General features: G+C 53.3%; 14 protein-coding genes and 1 pseudogene. 10 read left to right on the forward strand and 5 right to left on the reverse strand.

Features of this window, described 5'->3' with window-relative positions:
• The first annotated feature begins 169 nt into the window (after positions 1–169).
• Both ACA066_RS17105 and ACA066_RS17110 read left to right on the forward strand, forming a co-directional pair.
• Complete coding sequence (locus tag ACA066_RS17105) at positions 170–1,435, forward strand: OmpP1/FadL family transporter (protein ID WP_497695875.1); 1,266 nt, start codon at positions 170–172, stop codon at positions 1,433–1,435.
• Between the two features lie 193 nt (positions 1,436–1,628).
• On the forward strand, positions 1,629–2,120 hold the full coding sequence (locus ACA066_RS17110) for a DUF302 domain-containing protein (RefSeq protein WP_497695876.1): 492 nt from the start codon (positions 1,629–1,631) through the stop codon (positions 2,118–2,120).
• A gap of 196 nt (positions 2,121–2,316) precedes the next feature.
• Here ACA066_RS17110 and ACA066_RS17115 read toward each other — a convergent pair whose 3' ends face one another.
• Positions 2,317–3,294, reverse strand: coding sequence for a hypothetical protein (locus ACA066_RS17115; RefSeq protein ID WP_497695877.1), 978 nt, complete (start codon positions 3,292–3,294; stop codon positions 2,317–2,319).
• Positions 3,295–4,221: 927 nt separating this feature from the next.
• Entirely contained in the window at positions 4,222–5,145 is a 924-nt protein-coding gene (locus tag ACA066_RS17120; RefSeq protein ID WP_497695878.1) for a site-specific integrase, read from the reverse strand.
• Positions 5,146–5,283: 138 nt separating this feature from the next.
• Between ACA066_RS17120 and ACA066_RS17125 the strand changes: the two genes are divergently transcribed.
• The 3 genes from ACA066_RS17125 to ACA066_RS17135 all read left to right on the forward strand — a co-directional run bounded on the left by ACA066_RS17125 (position 5,284) and on the right by ACA066_RS17135 (position 7,245).
• The gene (locus ACA066_RS17125) at positions 5,284–6,234 is read left to right on the forward strand and encodes a DNA-binding protein (RefSeq protein ID WP_497695879.1); all 951 of its coding nucleotides are present in this window, start codon (positions 5,284–5,286) and stop codon (positions 6,232–6,234) included.
• A gap of 242 nt (positions 6,235–6,476) precedes the next feature.
• Positions 6,477–6,788 (forward strand): DNA-binding protein, encoded by a 312-nt coding sequence (locus ACA066_RS17130; protein WP_497695880.1) that lies wholly within the window; start codon positions 6,477–6,479, stop codon positions 6,786–6,788.
• Between the two features lie 244 nt (positions 6,789–7,032).
• Positions 7,033–7,245, forward strand: a complete 213-nt coding sequence (locus ACA066_RS17135; RefSeq protein WP_497695881.1) for a hypothetical protein — start codon at positions 7,033–7,035, stop codon at positions 7,243–7,245.
• A 52-nt stretch (positions 7,246–7,297) separates the two neighbouring features.
• On the opposite strand, the gene ACA066_RS17140 is transcribed toward ACA066_RS17135, so the two are convergent.
• On the reverse strand, positions 7,298–7,786 hold the full coding sequence (locus ACA066_RS17140) for a hypothetical protein (RefSeq protein WP_497695882.1): 489 nt from the start codon (positions 7,784–7,786) through the stop codon (positions 7,298–7,300).
• A 1,424-nt stretch (positions 7,787–9,210) separates the two neighbouring features.
• Between ACA066_RS17140 and ACA066_RS17145 the strand changes: the two genes are divergently transcribed.
• The 5 genes and pseudogenes from ACA066_RS17145 to ACA066_RS17165 all read left to right on the forward strand — a co-directional run.
• Complete coding sequence (locus ACA066_RS17145; RefSeq protein ID WP_497695883.1) at positions 9,211–9,858, forward strand: hypothetical protein; 648 nt, start codon at positions 9,211–9,213, stop codon at positions 9,856–9,858.
• Entirely contained in the window at positions 9,845–11,728 is a 1,884-nt protein-coding gene (locus ACA066_RS17150) for a TnsB C-terminal domain-containing protein (protein ID WP_497695884.1), read from the forward strand. Before ACA066_RS17145 ends, ACA066_RS17150 begins: the two co-directional genes overlap by 14 nt.
• A gap of 234 nt (positions 11,729–11,962) precedes the next feature.
• Positions 11,963–12,919, forward strand: coding sequence for a TniB family NTP-binding protein (locus tag ACA066_RS17155; RefSeq protein WP_497695885.1), 957 nt, complete (start codon positions 11,963–11,965; stop codon positions 12,917–12,919).
• Positions 12,912–15,404, forward strand: a complete 2,493-nt coding sequence (locus tag ACA066_RS17160; RefSeq protein WP_497695886.1) for a TniQ family protein — start codon at positions 12,912–12,914, stop codon at positions 15,402–15,404. The genes ACA066_RS17155 and ACA066_RS17160 overlap by 8 nt, the downstream gene beginning before the upstream one ends.
• 258 nt (positions 15,405–15,662) lie before the next feature.
• Positions 15,663–16,016, forward strand: a pseudogene (locus ACA066_RS17165) (glutathione S-transferase); the annotation flags it as partial.
• Positions 16,017–16,308: 292 nt separating this feature from the next.
• Here ACA066_RS17165 and ACA066_RS17170 read toward each other — a convergent pair.
• Both ACA066_RS17170 and ACA066_RS17175 read right to left on the reverse strand, forming a co-directional pair.
• Entirely contained in the window at positions 16,309–17,241 is a 933-nt protein-coding gene (locus tag ACA066_RS17170; protein WP_497695887.1) for a hypothetical protein, read from the reverse strand.
• Positions 17,242–17,428: 187 nt separating this feature from the next.
• Positions 17,429–17,779, reverse strand: a complete 351-nt coding sequence (locus ACA066_RS17175; protein ID WP_497699898.1) for a YdcA family protein — start codon at positions 17,777–17,779, stop codon at positions 17,429–17,431.
• Between the last annotated feature and the right edge of the window lie 8 nt (positions 17,780–17,787).

A 17,787-nucleotide genomic window follows, 5' to 3' on the forward strand; every position in this document is an offset into this window, starting at 1 on the left:
CAGAAGGGAACTCCTGCCGAACATTCGAATAAGGCCATCGGGCCTCTATCAAGCCTGAGCAATCAAACCTGTGGGCTGGCCAAATAGGCCCTAGCGGGCCATCAGCCCCAGGAAAGGTGCGTCTGCACCAAACAAAAACTCCAACTGTCTCAAAAAGAACTTTCTAATAATGAAAAAAGTAATGTTCAAGTCCGCACTCAGCCTAGCTGCAGGCCTCGTTTCGACCCAGCTCTTCGCGAGCGGCTTCACCCTGAACGAACAAAGTGTCAGTGGAATGGGCACCAGTTATGCGGGCCGTTCTTCTGCTGCCGAAGACGCCAGCACCGTGTTCGGCAACCCCGCTGGTATGTCGAAATTGAAACGCGAAGAAATCAGCCTTGGCGCCGCCGTGATCGACGCCAGCACCGACATCAAACATGCCAGTGGCCAACCCGGTAGCACCAACAAGGGCGACATGGTACCGGCCACCGTTGTTCCGATGGGCTACTACGTCAAGCCCATCGATGACGACTGGGCTATTGGCTTGGGCATCTATGTACCTTTCGGTCTGCTCACTGACTATGAAAAGAGCTTCCAGGGCCGCTACTATGGTGACAAGAGTGAGATCTCGGTCATCACCATTCAGCCGACCGTCAGCTACAAGATCAACGAATTCGTGGCAGTGGGTTTCGGTCCGAGCTTCAACCACATCGAGGGGGAGCTGACCTCTGCCATACAACTGAACCCTGCCGGCAACAACGATGGCAAGGCGCGCATCAGCGGTGAAGACAACGCCTGGGGCTATACCGCCGGCATCCTGTTCACACCGGTTGAGAGTACCCAGATCGGTGTGACGTATCACTCCAAGGTCAGCTACAAGGCGGAAATCAACACCAAGTACAGCGGTACCCCTTTTGGTCCTAATGGTCTGAAATTCGACGGTAGCCTGGACCTCGACACCCCGGAATCAGTGGACTTCTCGGTAACACATAAGCTCAACAGCGACTGGACCCTGTACGCAGGCAGTACCTGGACTCGCTGGAGTCGTTTCAAGGAAATCAGTGTACTGAACGAAGGTGTGCCAGCCGTTCTAGGCGGCAACGCCGGTCCTTTGGGGACGATCACTGAGCAAGAAAACTGGCATAACACTTGGGCGCACGCCATCGGTGCGGCGTACCGCCTGAACAAGCAGCTAGTACTACGTGCTGGCTTGTCAGTTGACCAATCGCCAACTAACAACACCGACCGCTCGGTCCGTATCCCGACAGGTGATCGCCGCTCGATCAGTTTGGGCGCAGGCTGGAGCCCAACCGATGACGTGACCATCGACGTTGCTTACTCCTACTTGAAGGAAGAAAGTACGTCAGTCAACGACTCCGGCAAAGGTGCACCGTACAGCGCGTCTTACCACAACAGCGCCAACGGTTTCGGTGCGTCTTTGACTTACCGCTTCTGATGCGCCGGTCCTCGTGACCAACAATAATAATGAAGACATTAGGCTAACGATCAATTCATGCGAACTGGCGCGCCGATTGCCTAGCGCGCAGGTCACCATACTTGGGGGCCTGCCGCGACGGCATCTTCCAGTACGACACCAACCATCGGGGTATTCCCGTGTCCATTCGTACACTTTTCGAAAGGAGCCAGCAATGCCCATCACTGAAGTGACATCCAGACTGATCACCATCGAACACGTCAGGATTACCTGCAAGCGCCCCTTCACCCAGGTACGCACCGCCATTGAGACCAATCTCCCCAAAATCGACGCGAATCTCAAAATGATGTTGAGCAGCGGCGATCAGGAGAGCATCAAGAACTTTGAGGAGCATGGACCAAAGCTCTTCATGTTTCTCGAGCGCGATCATGGTGAAATACTTGCGATTGCGGGGGGTAAGCGCAACGCCGTCCAATACGAAATTGGAAATCCAATCACGGCTTCGAAGATGACACGATACAAGCTAGGTGCTGCGCTCTATGCGCCGCTCCGCGTCGCCCTCTTTGAAACTGAAAACGGGGAAGTCGTATTCGAATACGACAAACCTTCCACGCTCTTCGGCCAATTTGGTGATGAGCGGGTCACAGAAGTCGGGCGCTATCTCGACCGAGAACTGGAGGCAGCACTCATCAAGGCGGCCAGTTAAACGGCAGTGGGCGCGCGACGCCCACCGTTCCCCGTTTGACGTCTCTCACGGCGACCGCTGACCTAAGCCTCGGATGCGCCTCGACAGCACGGCTAAGGGCCGCGTCGGACCCATGTCAGTTCTGCATCGGGGGGCGGTCCGGCCGCAGAGGCTGGCGGAGCCCTCCGACCAGTCCCCACTTTGTGGCCATAGAGGGCTACGCGGGCATTTGACCAACCGTGCCTGCAATCCCCAGATGTATGCTCTGCATAAAATGGTTCAGATGGGTGCCAATCGACTCCGCAACAAGGTCTTGTCGACCAATAGGATTCGCCAGTTTTGCAATCTTGAGTACTGTGGGCACTTCATTAAATCCAGGTAATCGTAATCTGACGACCGCCTGGGCAAAGAAGAACACAACCGGCGCGGTCCGATTCGCAAATAATGGTTCCCAGTCCGAAAGGGGTCGATCAGCTTCGGCCGCATGGATGATGGCATCTATCTGCGCCAGCAAGTCCGCTTTCGCGTCGTCCAGAGAGTTATACGTACTCTTCCAGAGTTTTTCATGCTGCAATGAGCCCTTAAGGTTTATGACCACCATACCTCGATCCGCAGGGCACGCGGCAGCGTCAATCTGCTTTGCGGCCTTCTGGATGTTCTCGAAAATTGTTTGGCCTGTACGAGAACTAACAGTCTTGATGGCCAACGCCCAAAGAGACGGAGTTCCCTCCTCCGGCCTGAGCTCAAACATCACGTCGGGGTTGTCACCCTTTGAGTTCACCGGATGGTCCAGCTGAATATCGAAAGCGAAATGCACCGCAAGCGAGCCCAGATATAGCTCAGCGAGTTTTCGGTTTACGTCATCCCGAATATCCCCTTTCTTCGGCTGTACAGCTGTCGAAAACTCAGCTTCCGCTTCAAACAGCTTCAAATGCGGGATAAAGGAGGCGAATTCTGGTTGAGACTCAACAGCTAGAAGCTTTGCCGCAAGGTCGTACATACCTGCGGCGTCGGCAAGCAACTCTGGGTTAGCAACCAATGCACCAAGATTGCGGGTCGATTCCAGTAGCTCCAATGGAGAGAGGAATTCACTCTCGATTTTTGAGCCGATCGCAGGAGTTACACCATGTCCATGTAACACGTTGATGAATCGGTCAACGATCTTGTCCGCATCTTCAAAGCTGGTGAAACTCATCAGACCTCCAGGTCCCCAAATCGTAAAACAGCGAGTTCTGCAGAGCAGAGCAGCGATCTATCAGCAGTCAGCTTTTCACACCACTTCGCACCTTCTGATCGTTTGTGAATTCACATTAGGGTACAACGTAAGTTCTGCATTTTGCAGCAGATGTCCCGTTGCTTCCGTATAAGATCCACGTCGTCAAATTCTGACCTGCCCCTTCCCGGCTTTTCCAGTTCAACATTAAACAACTCGCCCTTGAAGCCGCCATCCTGAAACTCACAAACGGGCTGAGCAACGCAGATCGGCAGCGATCACCCAGATAACATCCAATTTTTAAGTAGTTCGAAGTCGCCTACCCCATAACCAAGGCAGCGCTCGTCACAGAGTTTTAATTGTGGGGAGTGGACGTACAATTCTACAGCCCCACCGAAATCGTCCTATAACGTTGACATGAAGAATAAATACCACTGGCCTCATTTTGTCGACTGGAGTTTTCCCGTGGTAACGATGTAAGTGAAATCCTCGTCGCTATGGACGGAGAATAACGAAGCACTGAGGTGATCGGCCAATGACGGCTATCGGTTGTTTACCGCCCTTTGCGACAGGCTGCAACCGGCCCAGAGTGTGTAAACACGCCTCCGGGCTCTGCGCTTGATGGCGTCCGACGCAGTTCTCTGCCTGGTAAATCGCCTACAGCCTACACCTAAACCAAGACGGCACATTGACTCTACAGCCAGGATCGGTCCGTACTTTTCGTGAATAACTCCCCTCTCCTCCTCGGCGTACTGCCAATCGAGTCTCTGAGTGCCAAAAAATGTCATGGGGTTTGAGAATCTTGGTTTCTCAAACCTGTTGATCCGCAGATTTCCAGCGGTAAATAACCCTGTTGTACAGCTGTAATAACGTAGGCCGTAGCGCGGTACGAAATCGTCGTTAGCGCAGTCATTTTGACTCATCTGGGTTGCGCCGCCAGTCGCCAAACGGCGCGTCGGCCTCCACGTAGCGCATGGCGCTGTGCACATCACGCCAGCCGACATATTCCATCAAAGCTTTCGGACTCCACTGATTGCGCGTGGCCCAAGTGGCGAAACCGCGGCGTAAAGAATGACCACTGTAGCGCTCGCCAGCGATGCCGCCGCGCGTCAAGGCCCGGCGCAATACCCGTGCCACGCTGTACGGATGCATGGCCTCATTAGAGAGATGCCCCCAGCGGTCGATGCCACAAAACACCGGCCCCTGCTGCAATCGACTGAGGCTCAACCACTCCTCGTACGCCTGCACCGGGCAAAGTCGTTTTAACGCCGGCACACTGACGGTGCGGCCCTGATGATCACGGTCGGATTTGCTGCTGGAGAGAAACAGGGTTAGCCCTTCCCCCGGTAGCAACTGGTTGCTTTCAATGCGCAGGCGGCATAAATCATCACTGCGAAACGCCCGCCAAAAACCCAGCAACAGCAAGGTCCGATCGCGCCCGGAACGCAAGCGCACGGCCAGATCCGGCGAGGTCTGCTCCAACTGCAGCGCAGCCACGCACTGTTCCAGCTCACGCAACTGCAGGGGTTCGGCCTGACGCACTGGCCGCGGATGCAAGACCTGGATGCCGCGTAATACGTCCCGCACTTGCGGGGCTTTGGTGGGATCGACAAACCCATGGTTCAGATGCCAGCGCGCCAAGGCCGCCAGATTACTGCGCAAGGTACTGATGGACAGCTCCGCGTGCTCGGCTAGGTAACGCACGATGCTCTCGCTGGAGGCCGGCAAAAAACCGCCCCAGCCAATCTCGTAATGCTCCAAGGCCTGCTGGTAACGCCGAATGGTACTTTCGCGCCGTGCGGCCTGAAGATACCGCTCTGCAGCCGTCGTCATATGTCTACCCTCCTCGCCCCCACCGCGGATTGCCCCCTGCCTACGTGAACGGTGTCGCGATCACCGTTCAACACCGAGCAAGTCGACCACCATGCGCCATACTGCATAACTACCGGGAACCCTACAGGAGCTCCTGACATGGCCCGTGGCGGTATCAACAAAGCCTTGGTGCATTCCGCTCGTGACGCGTTGCTGGCCCGTGGGCTTCACCCCAGCATCGACTTGGTGCGCGTGGAGCTGGGCAATACCGGCTCGAAAAGCACGATCCAACGCTACCTGAAGGAACTTCGTACCCCCCCTGCCGTCGACGCCACGTCACTTCCAACTGTCAGCGAAGAAATGCTCTCATTGGTGACGAGTCTATCCGAACGGCTGACTCAACAAGCGCAAGAGGCGGTGGCTGAAGAATGGGCGCAACTCGATCGGCAGCAGACGACCTATCACCAGGAGCATGCGCAACTGCGCGAACGCCTGGATCAAGCATTGGAAACGAACTCCGCCCAAACGAATGAAATAGAAACGCAGCGTCAGCGTGAACGGCAGCTGCACGAGCAGTTACAAGACAGCGAAGGTGAACGCCAACGCTTGCATCAGTTGGTTGCGGGCCAGCAACAGATGCTCGAGGAGCGTGCCAACCAAGTGAAGTCACTGGAGGAAAAACATCAACATGCCCGGGAGGGGCTAGAGCACTATCGGCAAGAGCAACTGGCCCAACGCGGACAAGAACTGCGCCGACACGACCAGCAAATCCAAGAGTTACGCCAGGAGCTCCGAACATTGCAGAATGCGCATTTGGCCAAACAGGAAGAATTGGTTAGCGTGTATCGCGAACACGAACGCCTGCTTAGTGACCATCGTAGGCAACAGGAGCAGCTCCGACAACACACAAAAACCATACGCGACCATCAGCAAACCAACGACACATTAAGCGAACAGGTGGGTCAATTACTGACTGAACAAGCCGTATTGCGTGACCGGGTCAACCCCTACCTGCTTCAGCACCGCAACGATAGGCGTCAGTTACGCGAGCAGGCGCGTCAAATTGAGACGCTACAAATATTGCTGCGCCAGCTGACAACCACTTCCTAGATCTTGGTATTTCGTAGTGCTATGTGTGCTTGCAGTACTTCAACGGCACACCTCGGGGCAAGATCAGCTCGACGTTCGCGAGTTCAACGCGCTCGTTACCCAAAAAGCGTCTGGTCACGCTCTCCGCCATTCATGGTGCATGCTCAAACGCCAGGCCGTCGCTCACTCCGACTGACCTTAGGCAGTTGTCCCTCATAGGCTTCCATACTGCATCACACCGCACGATATCGTAGGCGGCGGTCATGGCGCTCGAAGCACTGCTCACGCGCAGCGTCTATCCAAGCATCGATGCCACTCGTGTCGAACTCGGCCATACCGGCTCCAGAAGCTCCATCCAGCGTCACCTGAAGGAGCTAAGCGCACCGCAGGCGCTAACAGTGTCTGAGGGCTTTGACGATGAACTGATTCGTTTGCCTCTCAGAACCGAACGTCTGCATGAAAACGCAACAGGTGAATTGATCGACTCGCTGCAAGAGCGCGGGCGCCACCTCAGACTCAACTTGGACGAGTACCCTGCGCGTGAACACGAGTTGCAGGCTGCTCATGATGCATAGCAATAACAGCTACATGTTCTGAACCGGACACTCAGCGAACAAGTGTTGCGGGTTCAATCCACTCTCCAGGGTAACGTGCACTTACGAAACTCACTGACGTACATCCGTGAGCAACATCTTCAGCAACAGGCCGAGAAACTGAACATCACGTTCAGCCGGTCCTGCTACTGACAAAAGAGCAGCGAACCCTGCAAACGAGCTTGCCGCAGAAACAGAAGGAGCTCGCCCACCTTTAACCGCGAAAATGTACACCTATGGCCAAGCAGGCATCACAGAAGAACTCGCCGCTCAGAAGACCAAAGCCGACTGGGAGCAGCTTGCCCAGCGACATCCGCAGGCGAAGTGGCGGACCGAGCAGGCCGATCTCCTCAGCCAACTGCGCAGCGCCCTACTGAAGCTGCGCCAGATCGAACAGCTGCCGCACCTACTGGAGGCGGTGCCCAGCCCCCTCACTTGAAGAGGGCGAGGACCAGGACGGCGTCATTGCTGACGGCTAGCTCGTGTGCATTTTATCCAACGGCTCCGACGATCACATCCAGCCGCGGGTCCAGTTCCCTCATAAGCTGGCGAAGCAGCGGTGGACAGCGACGGACACCGCGACTCAGGCTCTGATTGAGCTTATCCAACAGAAACGGGCTAGCGAGGCAAATAGTCCATTGCATTGCCATGCTGCATCGCGTCGGCTGGTTAGACGATGGCAGCCAGCCGTAGTCAATCAGTTCGTCGCGGCCTGTCTGCCAGACTGCGCGCTGATACTCGAACTGCTCCGCATCATCGGCCCAGGCCAACGGCAAGAGTTGACCGTTGCACTTCAGCCAAACATCTAGCAACGCCCATAAGTCTTTGAAACACTGGTGGTAAGCGGGCGCCAGCGAGGCAAGCGCCACGTAATGGCTAAAACTCTGCTGCAACCAGCGTTGTTGCGGGCTCAAGGGCGGTACTGGGTTGCGCAACAATGCTAACGGCAGAACGAAGAGGGTCCAATCGGGGACGCCCAAGGCCCATTTCATCCGCGCATTAATGCGACAAGGATACGAAGAACTCTGAAGTGCGACGCAGTGTGGCCGTCGAGTCGCCAAGTACATTGCTGGCAGCTGGCGATCATTGCTGTCCCAGCCCAGAACCTCCCATAGGGGATGGTTGTAAACCGCCCTCAGCTGTGGAAAAGCACTCATCAAGTGGTTCAGGCAGTGTTCATGCAACTGGACGCCCTCGTCCAGCAACCTAAGCCATTTGGGATTAACTCCAACCGACGGCTCCCCGACGGAGCCCGGTGCGGTGAATAGCTGCGGACGATCTAGATGATCGCACCAGCGGGCATACTCCGTGCGTGATGGCGCGCCGGAAAGTTGGTATAGCGTTGCCCCGAGAAACCGATTACGGCAACGGCGAACAGAAGCACTGGAAAGTGTCGACACTTGTCACCTCATGCCCCCAATCACCCAGGACGCCACTATACGCCCATACATACCGGCTTGGACTTGTCTGCTCGCCCTGCCCCCAAATGATAACCCTCGATAGGTGGTAATGCGCGCTTACGGATTCCTGCAAGTTGCTGATTTTCCGGCGGCATAACCTACATCTACGGGACGGTTGTCAGCTATTTCCGTACATCAGTCGCCGGATTGGACTGATTAGGAGTTGTGCGCAAACTTTGTCTATCCAAGTCCCTGATTATGTGGGGGATAGAGCTCGTCTATGGCATTTTTTGACGTGTTTCCGTGCAGCGAAATCCAGGTACGTACTGGTTAGAGTGAACGTCAATCCGACATTTCGCTGGATCAGCCTGGAGGACAAAAGGATGCAAGCTCATCATCGACACCAGCTTTCTGCAGTGCGCGTCGTGGCCCCAGTTGCGCCGTGGCGTTCGCGGTTTCGCCCTTTCGCTAGACCACCAGTGGCGGTTGTCTGCCCCACCAGCCAGAGGCGAGTCCTCAGCCGATCTGACTGGGTAATGGTAATGACCATCTCCGAGTGGTGGACGTTGGGCACGGGCCGAGAATTCACAATTGCCTTAGTTCGGTCCGAAACTGGCGGAGTGATCCACTATAAATTTACCTCGGCCATGAGGATCCGAAAGTCCCGACAGTGAAGCTTTGCATGGTGTTTACGTCTCCGACCTCGCCTTCCGATGGTATTGGCGTTGACGCCAGGCCGCACCTCGCTAGTGCGTACTGCCTCAGCGCTGACGACTCCACGCACCACCAGGGCTCGGTCGAATCGCCAATCCGCCCAGTGCCAGTCGGCGGCTGGTACAGACTACAGCGGAAGCCGGTGGATCTGCCGCCCGTCACTAATTGTGAAACCCTCGCGGCGATTTGCGACCGCCCTAAATCTACAGCATGCGGTGATTTCACGGTCGGGTACGCGTCGATTGTCTACCGATTTGCTCGATTCATCCCGTACCACAGAGGTGGCTACCATGCTTGCACTAAGAAACTCTCCCATTGAAGCACTCGCCCGTACCTCCTTGAACAAAGGCCGGGGCGGCAGTCGCGTCACGTTTTTCCCTTCCCAAAAAAACTGCGGGCCGGTGGTCTGCAACAACCTGATGCAGGCCGACTACTGTGTCCATCTTGAGTATCGCCACGATGTCCTCAGTTACCAATGCCGGCCTGCCGCCCTGCGCCGTGGCGACACTCTATACAAAGCCGACTTTCTGGTGCTCCAGGACAGCGGACTGAGCGTCTATCACAAATTTCTGCGCCCCGAGGGCCAAAGGGGCAGCCACACGCGGGACTGGACGCAGGCGGTCGAAGCCATGCTGCTGGACGGCGACTATGTGTTCCGCTGGCTCACGCCAGACCAACTCGCTCCCTCGCTCGTCACCTATAACCTGCGCTTTCTCTATCACTACGGTTTCGGCTGTTCCATACGCGCGGCACAGCAGGTTCGCGCCAAAGTACTGGCGCTGGGCAAACAGGGGACGACTCTCAATGCCTTACTCGCCAGCGACACCCCTTCACAGGCTATCTGTTACGCCATTTTCCTAGATGAGCTACGTATTGACCTAGGGCAAAAAATCACTTCGCAAACACAGATCCACGAAGGCCACCATGGACAGTCTTGAGCTTAAAACCGGCGAACATTACCGCTACCGCGGTCAGCGGTTTCAGATTGTCGAGATTCACGGCGATAGCGTGCAGTTGCGCGCAATCGAAGGCCCCAAGATCGTACTGCGCCAAACCATCACGGTTTTGTACCGAGCTACTAGGCGCGGTGATTTTGTCAAGGTGCAGGAAGCTGCTGTCGAGAAGAGTCCACACAAGATCCTTGCGGGGCTGCCCAAACCCTATGCCTTGGCATTCGAACGGCGCTGGCATTACGTACAAACGCTCATGGCTCAGTTCCACGGGCGCATGCCGGCACAGCGTGCCGAATCGCTGATTAACAAACTGGCGGAGCAAATTAACGACATCAGCGCACCTAGCCTGAGCACCGCGCGCAGCTGGGTTCGCGCGTTTCGACAGTCGGGTCAAAGCTGCCTAGCGCTCATACCTGGTAAGCGTCGGAAGGACAAACACCGACTGGATCGCCAGCCCGCAGAATTTCAGCAGATCATCAATCAGCAGGTCGGACTGCTTTATCTGAAGCGTGAACCCGCCCGCAAAACCGAGGTGATCGATTCAATTGTCGAGGAGCTGGAAGCTTTCAATGCTGACCGGCCGGCACACGACAAGTTACCTGTACCTTCCACGTCAACGCTCAACCGAATCCTACGAGAAGTGGACGCTTACCAACTGGCATTGACTCAACTCGGCAGCAAATATGCCCAGAAACAGCACGACTGGACGCGCAAACGGCCTCGCCCTCGGCGCCTGTTCGAGCTCGTGGAAGCCGATACACAAGAACTCCACGTGATGGTGGTCGATGAGGACGGAGAGGTGATCGGCCGCCCTTATCTGACTGTTTTCCTTGAAGTCAGAACACGGATGGTGATCGCCTGGACGATCGCTTTTAATCCACCATCGCTGGACACCACCCTGCAGGCGTTCAAGCTGTCGATCTCCAGTGACAACTCCTACGGCGGGATTGGCCTGCGTTACATCTTTGATAGCGGGCCCGAATTTATTGAGCAGAACCTTCGGCGCATCATCGCGATGTTGGGCGGTGAGGTGTGCTATTGCGAACCTGCTGCAGGCAATCAAAAACCTCACGTGGAAGCTTTTTTTGGCGTGTGGTCGAAAGAGATCGCGCACGTAATGCCAGGCACGACCTTCTCAAACGTTGCAGCACGTGGCGACTACAGCTCCGAAAAAAACGCGCGCCTGACACTGGCGATGGTCAGAGAAACGTTTCGCCGCTGGTTGACCGAGGTGTACCACGAACGAGTGCACAGCAGTCTGAACAAACCGCCCCGGATAGAGTGGGAGGCTGCCTACTCGGCCATGTTCCCACCCCGCCGCTTTTCACCTTCCGAACTCAACCAGCATTTCTGGAGCGCGTTTGAAGCCACTCCTCAAAAAGGACGGCTGCGCCACAAATCGTTGTTTTGGACAGGACCAGCGGTGGGGTACTTGGCTAATCGCCAACCCAAAGTGGACAAACTCCGTGTCTATTACGACCCAAGTGATCTGTGTCGTGCTTGGGCCTGCCATCCTAGCTATCCCGATGAGGTCCTTGAACTGCAGGCAGTCGATCCGGACTACCAGGACGGACTCACGATGCACTTGCATCAATTGATACTTAAACGTCTGAAGACGGAACGCGAAACCTTCAATCCGCGTAAGGCAAAGCGAGCCCGAATAACCCTGCTTCGTGAGCTGGCCCAGGTCAAAACCCCGGCACAACGGCGCCAGCATCAACGTGCCGCGGAAAAAGGTTCGCTTCAGAATCCACACAAACACTCTACGAGTGCAACGGCCAACAAATCTAATTCGCCTGACGATTATCGCCATCACGGCGATACACCCGACGATTATTCGTCTGTGGAGATTTGACGCGATGCACATCCTTCCTTGCACAGTTTTGCCCGCGCAGGCCGCACATTGCCAAACGGACGCTCCTTAAGCGACTGTCAATGTAGGAGCGCTCAAGTAATCCTCGGTGAAAGCGATGTATCCAGGCATTTGTAGTGCCGCGGAACGCGGCTCTTGGCTGGGTACATCACCCGCCACCCTCTGCCCCACCATTCAGCCTATCCATTAGATCTGAACAAAACGAGGTGCATTGCTATGGAATCCGACATCCAAAAAATCGTTAAAGCATTCAAAGCCAAAATTGTCTTCCATCCGCGCTATCGGCAGGCGTGTTCGCAAATCCAGAACGCGATCGAAAACACTCAAGCGCTGGGCGAACCGGTATGCGCCTTGCTTTGCGGGCCTAGCGGCACTGGAAAATCCACGCTTTGTCATTACTTTCAAAAGCTTTACAACGGTGACGCGGTGATCCTCCGTGATGATGGGACCTATGCCAATCTGCCCGTCTTCTATTGCGAAGTCCCATCCCCGACGACCGTAAAAGGGTTAATCACAAACATGCTCCGCTTTCTGATTGACGAAACTCCCAATGGTACCATTGAAAAACTCACCCACCAGCTCATCACTTGCCTGAAAACGTGCCAGGTGCAGATAATTTTTCTCGACGAGATTCAACGACTCTGTATTTCCACCGTCTCCGAAAAGGTGCGTCTCGACTCGCTTCAATGGATTGTCTCACTTCTCAATGGCTCGGGAATTCCCGTGATCCTTTCTGGTACTAAGCTCTGTAAAGACATCCGGCGTGAAGATGAGGCGTTTGAAAATCGATATCCGTATTTCGCGGAACTAACACACTTTACTTATGACACGGGAGTCAACTCCAATTTTTTCGCGACATTGAAACAATTAGATACCGTAATGTACGAGATTGCAGCGCTCTCCAAGGGTATTCACCTTAACGATCCAACTATAGCGGCACCACTCTACGTTGGTACCTGCGGCAATTTGAAGAGAATGCGTTTGATCATTAATGACGCACTAAAAACATGCTTACGCCGAGACGCTCCGCATGAATTGAAAGCAAGTGACTTCTACACAGCCTGCCAGTATGTAGGCTTACCGAAAAGCTTGTCAGATGGGAATCCATTTGCCCTACCTTATGACAACTTACTGAAACTTATTATAAACTACGAGGAAGTTAAATATGAGTAAAATACTATTCACTCCTCGACCGCTACCTGAAGAAAGTCCAACCAGTATCCTAAAACGCATGGCCCTTATGCATGGTTGCGTTTTACGCTCGGACTTCCGGGCTCTTTTTGGCCGGACATATTTTAACGGGTCCCTAATTTCCCAATCGCACCCCATCATTCAAGAAATCTCCAAACGGGCGGGTGCAGCAGGCGATGAATTTCTGAGTGGTTTTTATGAGCCAATTGGTGCGTTACATCACGCTCCCCCCCTAAAAATCGCAGGACTCTCCGTTAGCGCTGACATGATACGGAAGAGAGAGGCTGCATATTGCTCCGAATGCTGGGAAAACGGCAAAGAGCATTTCATCAAAGATCTCAAACTCTCAAGCTACTGCCCCTTTCACTTCAGAAAATATCTGTCAAAATGCCCTAGCTGCCAAGTCAAACTTTATTGGCATGCATTTCATAAAAAATGTAGGTGTAATCACCTTCTGGTTTCGCCACCATGCTCGGTCGATGTAGCGGAAAATGAACAGAAACTCCTCGATATCTTCAGAAAAGGCGACGCACAAAAATTTTTCCAACTTTGCAATTACCTAAATGACTTGGGATATCGCGTGGAGCGCGATACTGAATGCCCAGCCAACAGGTGTTTATTGGCAATAGCGTTCGCCTTACTTGAGGACAATATGGAAAAAGTATTGGCCCACCTCAAAAAACTAAAAAAATTATACCCAGAAATACCTGCATTCATCATCGCTGCAAAACTCTCATTATATTCACATATCAAGATACGGGATTGCGTGCGAGACTTCATCAAGTATAGCTCACATGAATACGCCGAGGAGAGCGAAACGTTTACAACAGCACCGCTTCATACCTTTTCTTTAACAAAGCGGCAAATAGGAACTTGGCTTAGCATTCGTGCGCACCACTGGAAAGTCATACGCCTAACAATAAGCATTAAACCGGATAGGTTTCGATACAGCTGGCAGCAAGCTCTAATGTTTTCCAAACAAGTACTAACAATCAAACTTTGTAACGGCTTCAAGAAGAAAAAAGTACAAAACTCTAAAAGGCCTCCAAAAAACATCCAAGAAAAGCTTCAGTTAAGCGCTGGAGCGATAAAAGGTGCAATTGAGCAGCATCTCCTGACGCCAAAATGGAAGAGAAATCACGAGATGTATTTTGAACCACACGACATAGAAATATTTTCTAAAAATTTCATTTCTGTGAAGCTTTTATCTTCCCAAACCAAAATCCCCACCAAACTGCTCCGCAGAGCTATGGCGCATCTGATGATAGAACCGCTAAGTGTAGAAAACAGCACACTTCGCCTTCAGATTATCAGCACTCAAACTAGCCAGGCAGTTACTGAATGGTGCAACGAAATTGAAAAACCTCCAAGGAAGGCCATAAGAGCTTCGGCAACACCTATACGATACATCCCTACTGGTGACGAGATTTGGTTATCCTCTGCTGCTGCTGCGGAATACCTGGAAACCTGGCTACATGTTATACATCACCTTATAAAAATCGGATCCCTCACTAGAGTTACCAAATCTGGAAATAGAGGTGGATATCTCGTAGACGCCAGAGAACTAAAAGACTTTAAAGCACAATTCGTAAGCGCCACAGAAGCAACTAAATTGTTGGGTTGTAGTCGCGGAAATTCTGCAAGAACGCTCAAAAAACTTGGAGTTTTACCTGTCTATGGGCCAAGCAACGATCATACCCCCTCAAAATTCTACGCACGAGAGAAAATTTTGTTGTGCACCATCACAGGCAATAAATCATTATGCGAAAAGAGCAATGGATACACAATACTGCAAGCATCCGAAAAACTTCAGGTTCCGACAAAAGCAATTTTCAACATGATAGCGATCGGCGCCCTCCAACTTTCAGACTCTAAACCAACAATCAATCAAATTATAAAGCCAAGTAGCATCGATACATTTTATAAATACTACGCCAAGTCATCAACCGTAGCCCGATGGATAAGAACCCGTGAACCTTTCGTTTACAACATACTAAACAGACTTGGCGTAACTCCATTAAGTGGCTCTCCAACAGATGATCCTTCGCAATTTATATACGCTATCGATGACGTCGCACAATATTTCTCAATCCCCAACCTACAACAAATCCACCAAGGAGACCAGGAGCTCAAATCTACCCTAATAAAGGTATCTGACCTTTGGAAAAGGTACGACATTAGGGGCATCTCTTTCGGACGGTTATTTTTAAATTCAGGACTCACAAATCCAATCCGCATTGGTGCGACTACATACCTACTTCAAAATGACGCATCTAAAGTGGAGGAAATTTTAGAAAAATACTATACCTTTTCACAAGCGGATAGATATTTAGGCCATAAACATTCGAGAAATTTAAGAAAAAGAAATAAACTTAATGTAAGTTACCCTTTGAAAGGTTATTCGAATCATCCGATGATCGATAAAATCCAGGTACATGATTACGCCAGTAAGCACGGCTTCGTATGATCCCACCGCGCCACCCTACTTACACCTAAACGCTTGGCAACTGTTAAAAATACGAAAAATCCACGCATCTCTCCAATTAAAATTAAATAACATCCACTGATACCCAGAGTCTACAAATCTGAGTTATTTTGCCTAGCTTTCACAAACTCCGACTGATTTTGAAATTCTATCTCCAAGTCATTTTGACAAATACTAGGAAAATTAAGGGGTGATTTTTCCAACAAACGTGAAAAATGGGGGATGCCCGGCGAACTCGATCAACGCCTGCGTTCGTTACGGTTGATCGGCCTGGCGCTGGCAGCGTGTGAGAAGTCGGTGCAGCTTTATTACGAACGCAACCTGCGGCCGGCGGAGATTCAGTTTGAGCCGTGGGTGGAACGGGTCGAGGGGCAACTGGCGGCAGCGTATTCGGCGCTGGAGCGGGAGCTGGAAATGCAACCGCTGAAGACTGACGGTTCGATCGATCAGGACGGGATTACGCTGGCGGTGGCCTGGAGCTTCACCAATCTTGTGGTGCCTGATCAGGTGGAGGCTGCGTCGTTTCCACGGATCAGGGCGTTTGCCGACTATGCCGAGAGGCTTGAGGCGTTTGTGAAAACGCCTATCGAGTAGGTGGATTTTTTTGCCTGATCTGGCCCCTTCGCGAGCAAGCCCGCTCCCACAGTTGATTCTGTGTGCACTGGAGATCTGATGTGGGAGCGGGCTTGCTCGCGAAGGGGCCGTCACATTCAATATCAATCTGACAGCCAGTCCACTCAATCAAAAATGCCGCTTCTACCAGAGGCAGAAGCGGCAGAGGCATGAGCCCCGGAAAATCTTTACGTGAACAGGGCGATCAGGATGATGATCGGGATAGGTATTCCGAGAAAGAGCAACAGTAATGAACGCATGATGATTCTCCAGGTTAGCGAACAGGTACGGTAGTCGCATAAGTGTCGGTTTCCAGATACACCACGGCATCCCGACGACGACCGCCGAATGTAGCGGCGAAGCTGGCGAAAAACGCACCGATCAACAGCGCGATGAACATCCAAAGCGACGTCCATGCAGCGACTTTGGCGGCAGTGTCAGCGGCTTGTTGGGCGGCCAGTTTCGCGTCCGCAACAGCTTTTTGGGTACGGGCATAGACTTCATCGACACGTCGTTCAGCGTCCGCTTGCGTGAGGTTGGTCCGTTGGGCCACCAGTTGCGCCAGATACGTGCGGTCTTCGGCAGCCAGTTGACCGTCGTTGCTCAGCGAGCGCACGAAGATGCGGGTCACAGTGCCGCGAGCAGCGTCATCACTGACGGCGGCCGGGTTATCGGTGCGGAACAGACTGTCGACAAAATAGCCGTACTGATCGCTGTTGGTATTACCGGCTGCGGTGCCAGCCGCTTGAGTCGCGGCACTTGCAGCACCACCGACAACATTCGCACCGGCCTGCACACCACCGCTAACAATGCTACTGACCGAACCGACGACCAGCGTCGCCGTCACCAGTGTTGCCACGCACCAAGCCAGGAAGCCGTGCGCCGTGTCGCGAAAGTAGACTTCATCACCGTGCATGTTCGCCCACTTCACCCGCAGGCGACCGGCGATGTAACCACCTAGCCCGGACGCGACGATTTGGGTCACGGCCAGCCAAATGATTGTTGAAATGCCCAGGCCCTTGGCGCTCACGCCTTCATGGGCCCAAGGGGAAACTGCTGAAAAACCCAGTCCGAAACCGAGCAGCACCAGGATCAGCGACAACGCCGCCGCCGCAGCGGCCCCGGCGAAAATCGCACCCCAGGAAACGCCCGACAGCGAGCTTGATTCTTCCGCGGTAGCATAGAAACCATCAGAGGATCTATTCATTGTTATGTCGCTCCAGGCAGGAAAGATGTTGTTACAACTCGTCATATGAAGAATTGCAGTCAACGTGCCAGTCGCAAGATTTCAATAAATAAATATATTTCAATGACTTACAAATTTTGAATTTCTCAGGTCCATGCAATTTGCAAGGACCGGCCAATCGCAGCGGGTTTTATGCATTACGGTTGAACTACTTGCGCTTGTAGCTCTTGTTACCACTGGGTGTCAGGCAATACACCCCGCCTCGTGGCCCCGTACAAAATGAGCCCGAGCCGCACGTGCAGCCATCGGCGCTCTTCAATAATGTTTGTGGGCGAGCCTGGCTTGAATCTCCATAAATAGACGAACAACTTTTCTTCGACGCGCTGATAGAGCCGTCATTACACAGGAACAGGTCGCCATCACAGCGACCGATACCGCCCTTCTTTCCCGAACACGGCGTGTTACCCGCCCAGGCACTACCGCTGATGACGCACAGCAACAACACAAAAACCGGCACCCCGCCACGGCGAATCAAAGTGCGCACAGTCGAGCTCCCCATAAGAGTTA

It is taken from the genome of Pseudomonas sp. LBUM1651 (genome assembly GCF_059716135.1).

Excerpts from the sequence above, each read along its gene's own strand:
- ACA066_RS17105 (WP_497695875.1), top strand. The coding sequence starts at position 170 with ATGAAAAAAGTAATGTTCAAGTCCGCACTCAGCCTAGCTGCAGGCCTC.
- ACA066_RS17110 (WP_497695876.1), top strand. The coding sequence starts at position 1,629 with ATGCCCATCACTGAAGTGACATCCAGACTGATCACCATCGAACACGTC.
- ACA066_RS17115 (WP_497695877.1), bottom strand. The coding sequence starts at position 3,294 with ATGAGTTTCACCAGCTTTGAAGATGCGGACAAGATCGTTGACCGATTC.
- ACA066_RS17120 (WP_497695878.1), bottom strand. The coding sequence starts at position 5,145 with ATGACGACGGCTGCAGAGCGGTATCTTCAGGCCGCACGGCGCGAAAGT.
- ACA066_RS17125 (WP_497695879.1), top strand. The coding sequence starts at position 5,284 with ATGGCCCGTGGCGGTATCAACAAAGCCTTGGTGCATTCCGCTCGTGAC.
- ACA066_RS17130 (WP_497695880.1), top strand. The coding sequence starts at position 6,477 with ATGGCGCTCGAAGCACTGCTCACGCGCAGCGTCTATCCAAGCATCGAT.
- ACA066_RS17135 (WP_497695881.1), top strand. The coding sequence starts at position 7,033 with ATGTACACCTATGGCCAAGCAGGCATCACAGAAGAACTCGCCGCTCAG.
- ACA066_RS17145 (WP_497695883.1), top strand. The coding sequence starts at position 9,211 with ATGCTTGCACTAAGAAACTCTCCCATTGAAGCACTCGCCCGTACCTCC.
- ACA066_RS17150 (WP_497695884.1), top strand. The coding sequence starts at position 9,845 with ATGGACAGTCTTGAGCTTAAAACCGGCGAACATTACCGCTACCGCGGT.
- ACA066_RS17155 (WP_497695885.1), top strand. The coding sequence starts at position 11,963 with ATGGAATCCGACATCCAAAAAATCGTTAAAGCATTCAAAGCCAAAATT.
- ACA066_RS17160 (WP_497695886.1), top strand. The coding sequence starts at position 12,912 with ATGAGTAAAATACTATTCACTCCTCGACCGCTACCTGAAGAAAGTCCA.
- ACA066_RS17170 (WP_497695887.1), bottom strand. The coding sequence starts at position 17,241 with ATGAATAGATCCTCTGATGGTTTCTATGCTACCGCGGAAGAATCAAGC.
- ACA066_RS17175 (WP_497699898.1), bottom strand. The coding sequence starts at position 17,779 with ATGGGGAGCTCGACTGTGCGCACTTTGATTCGCCGTGGCGGGGTGCCG.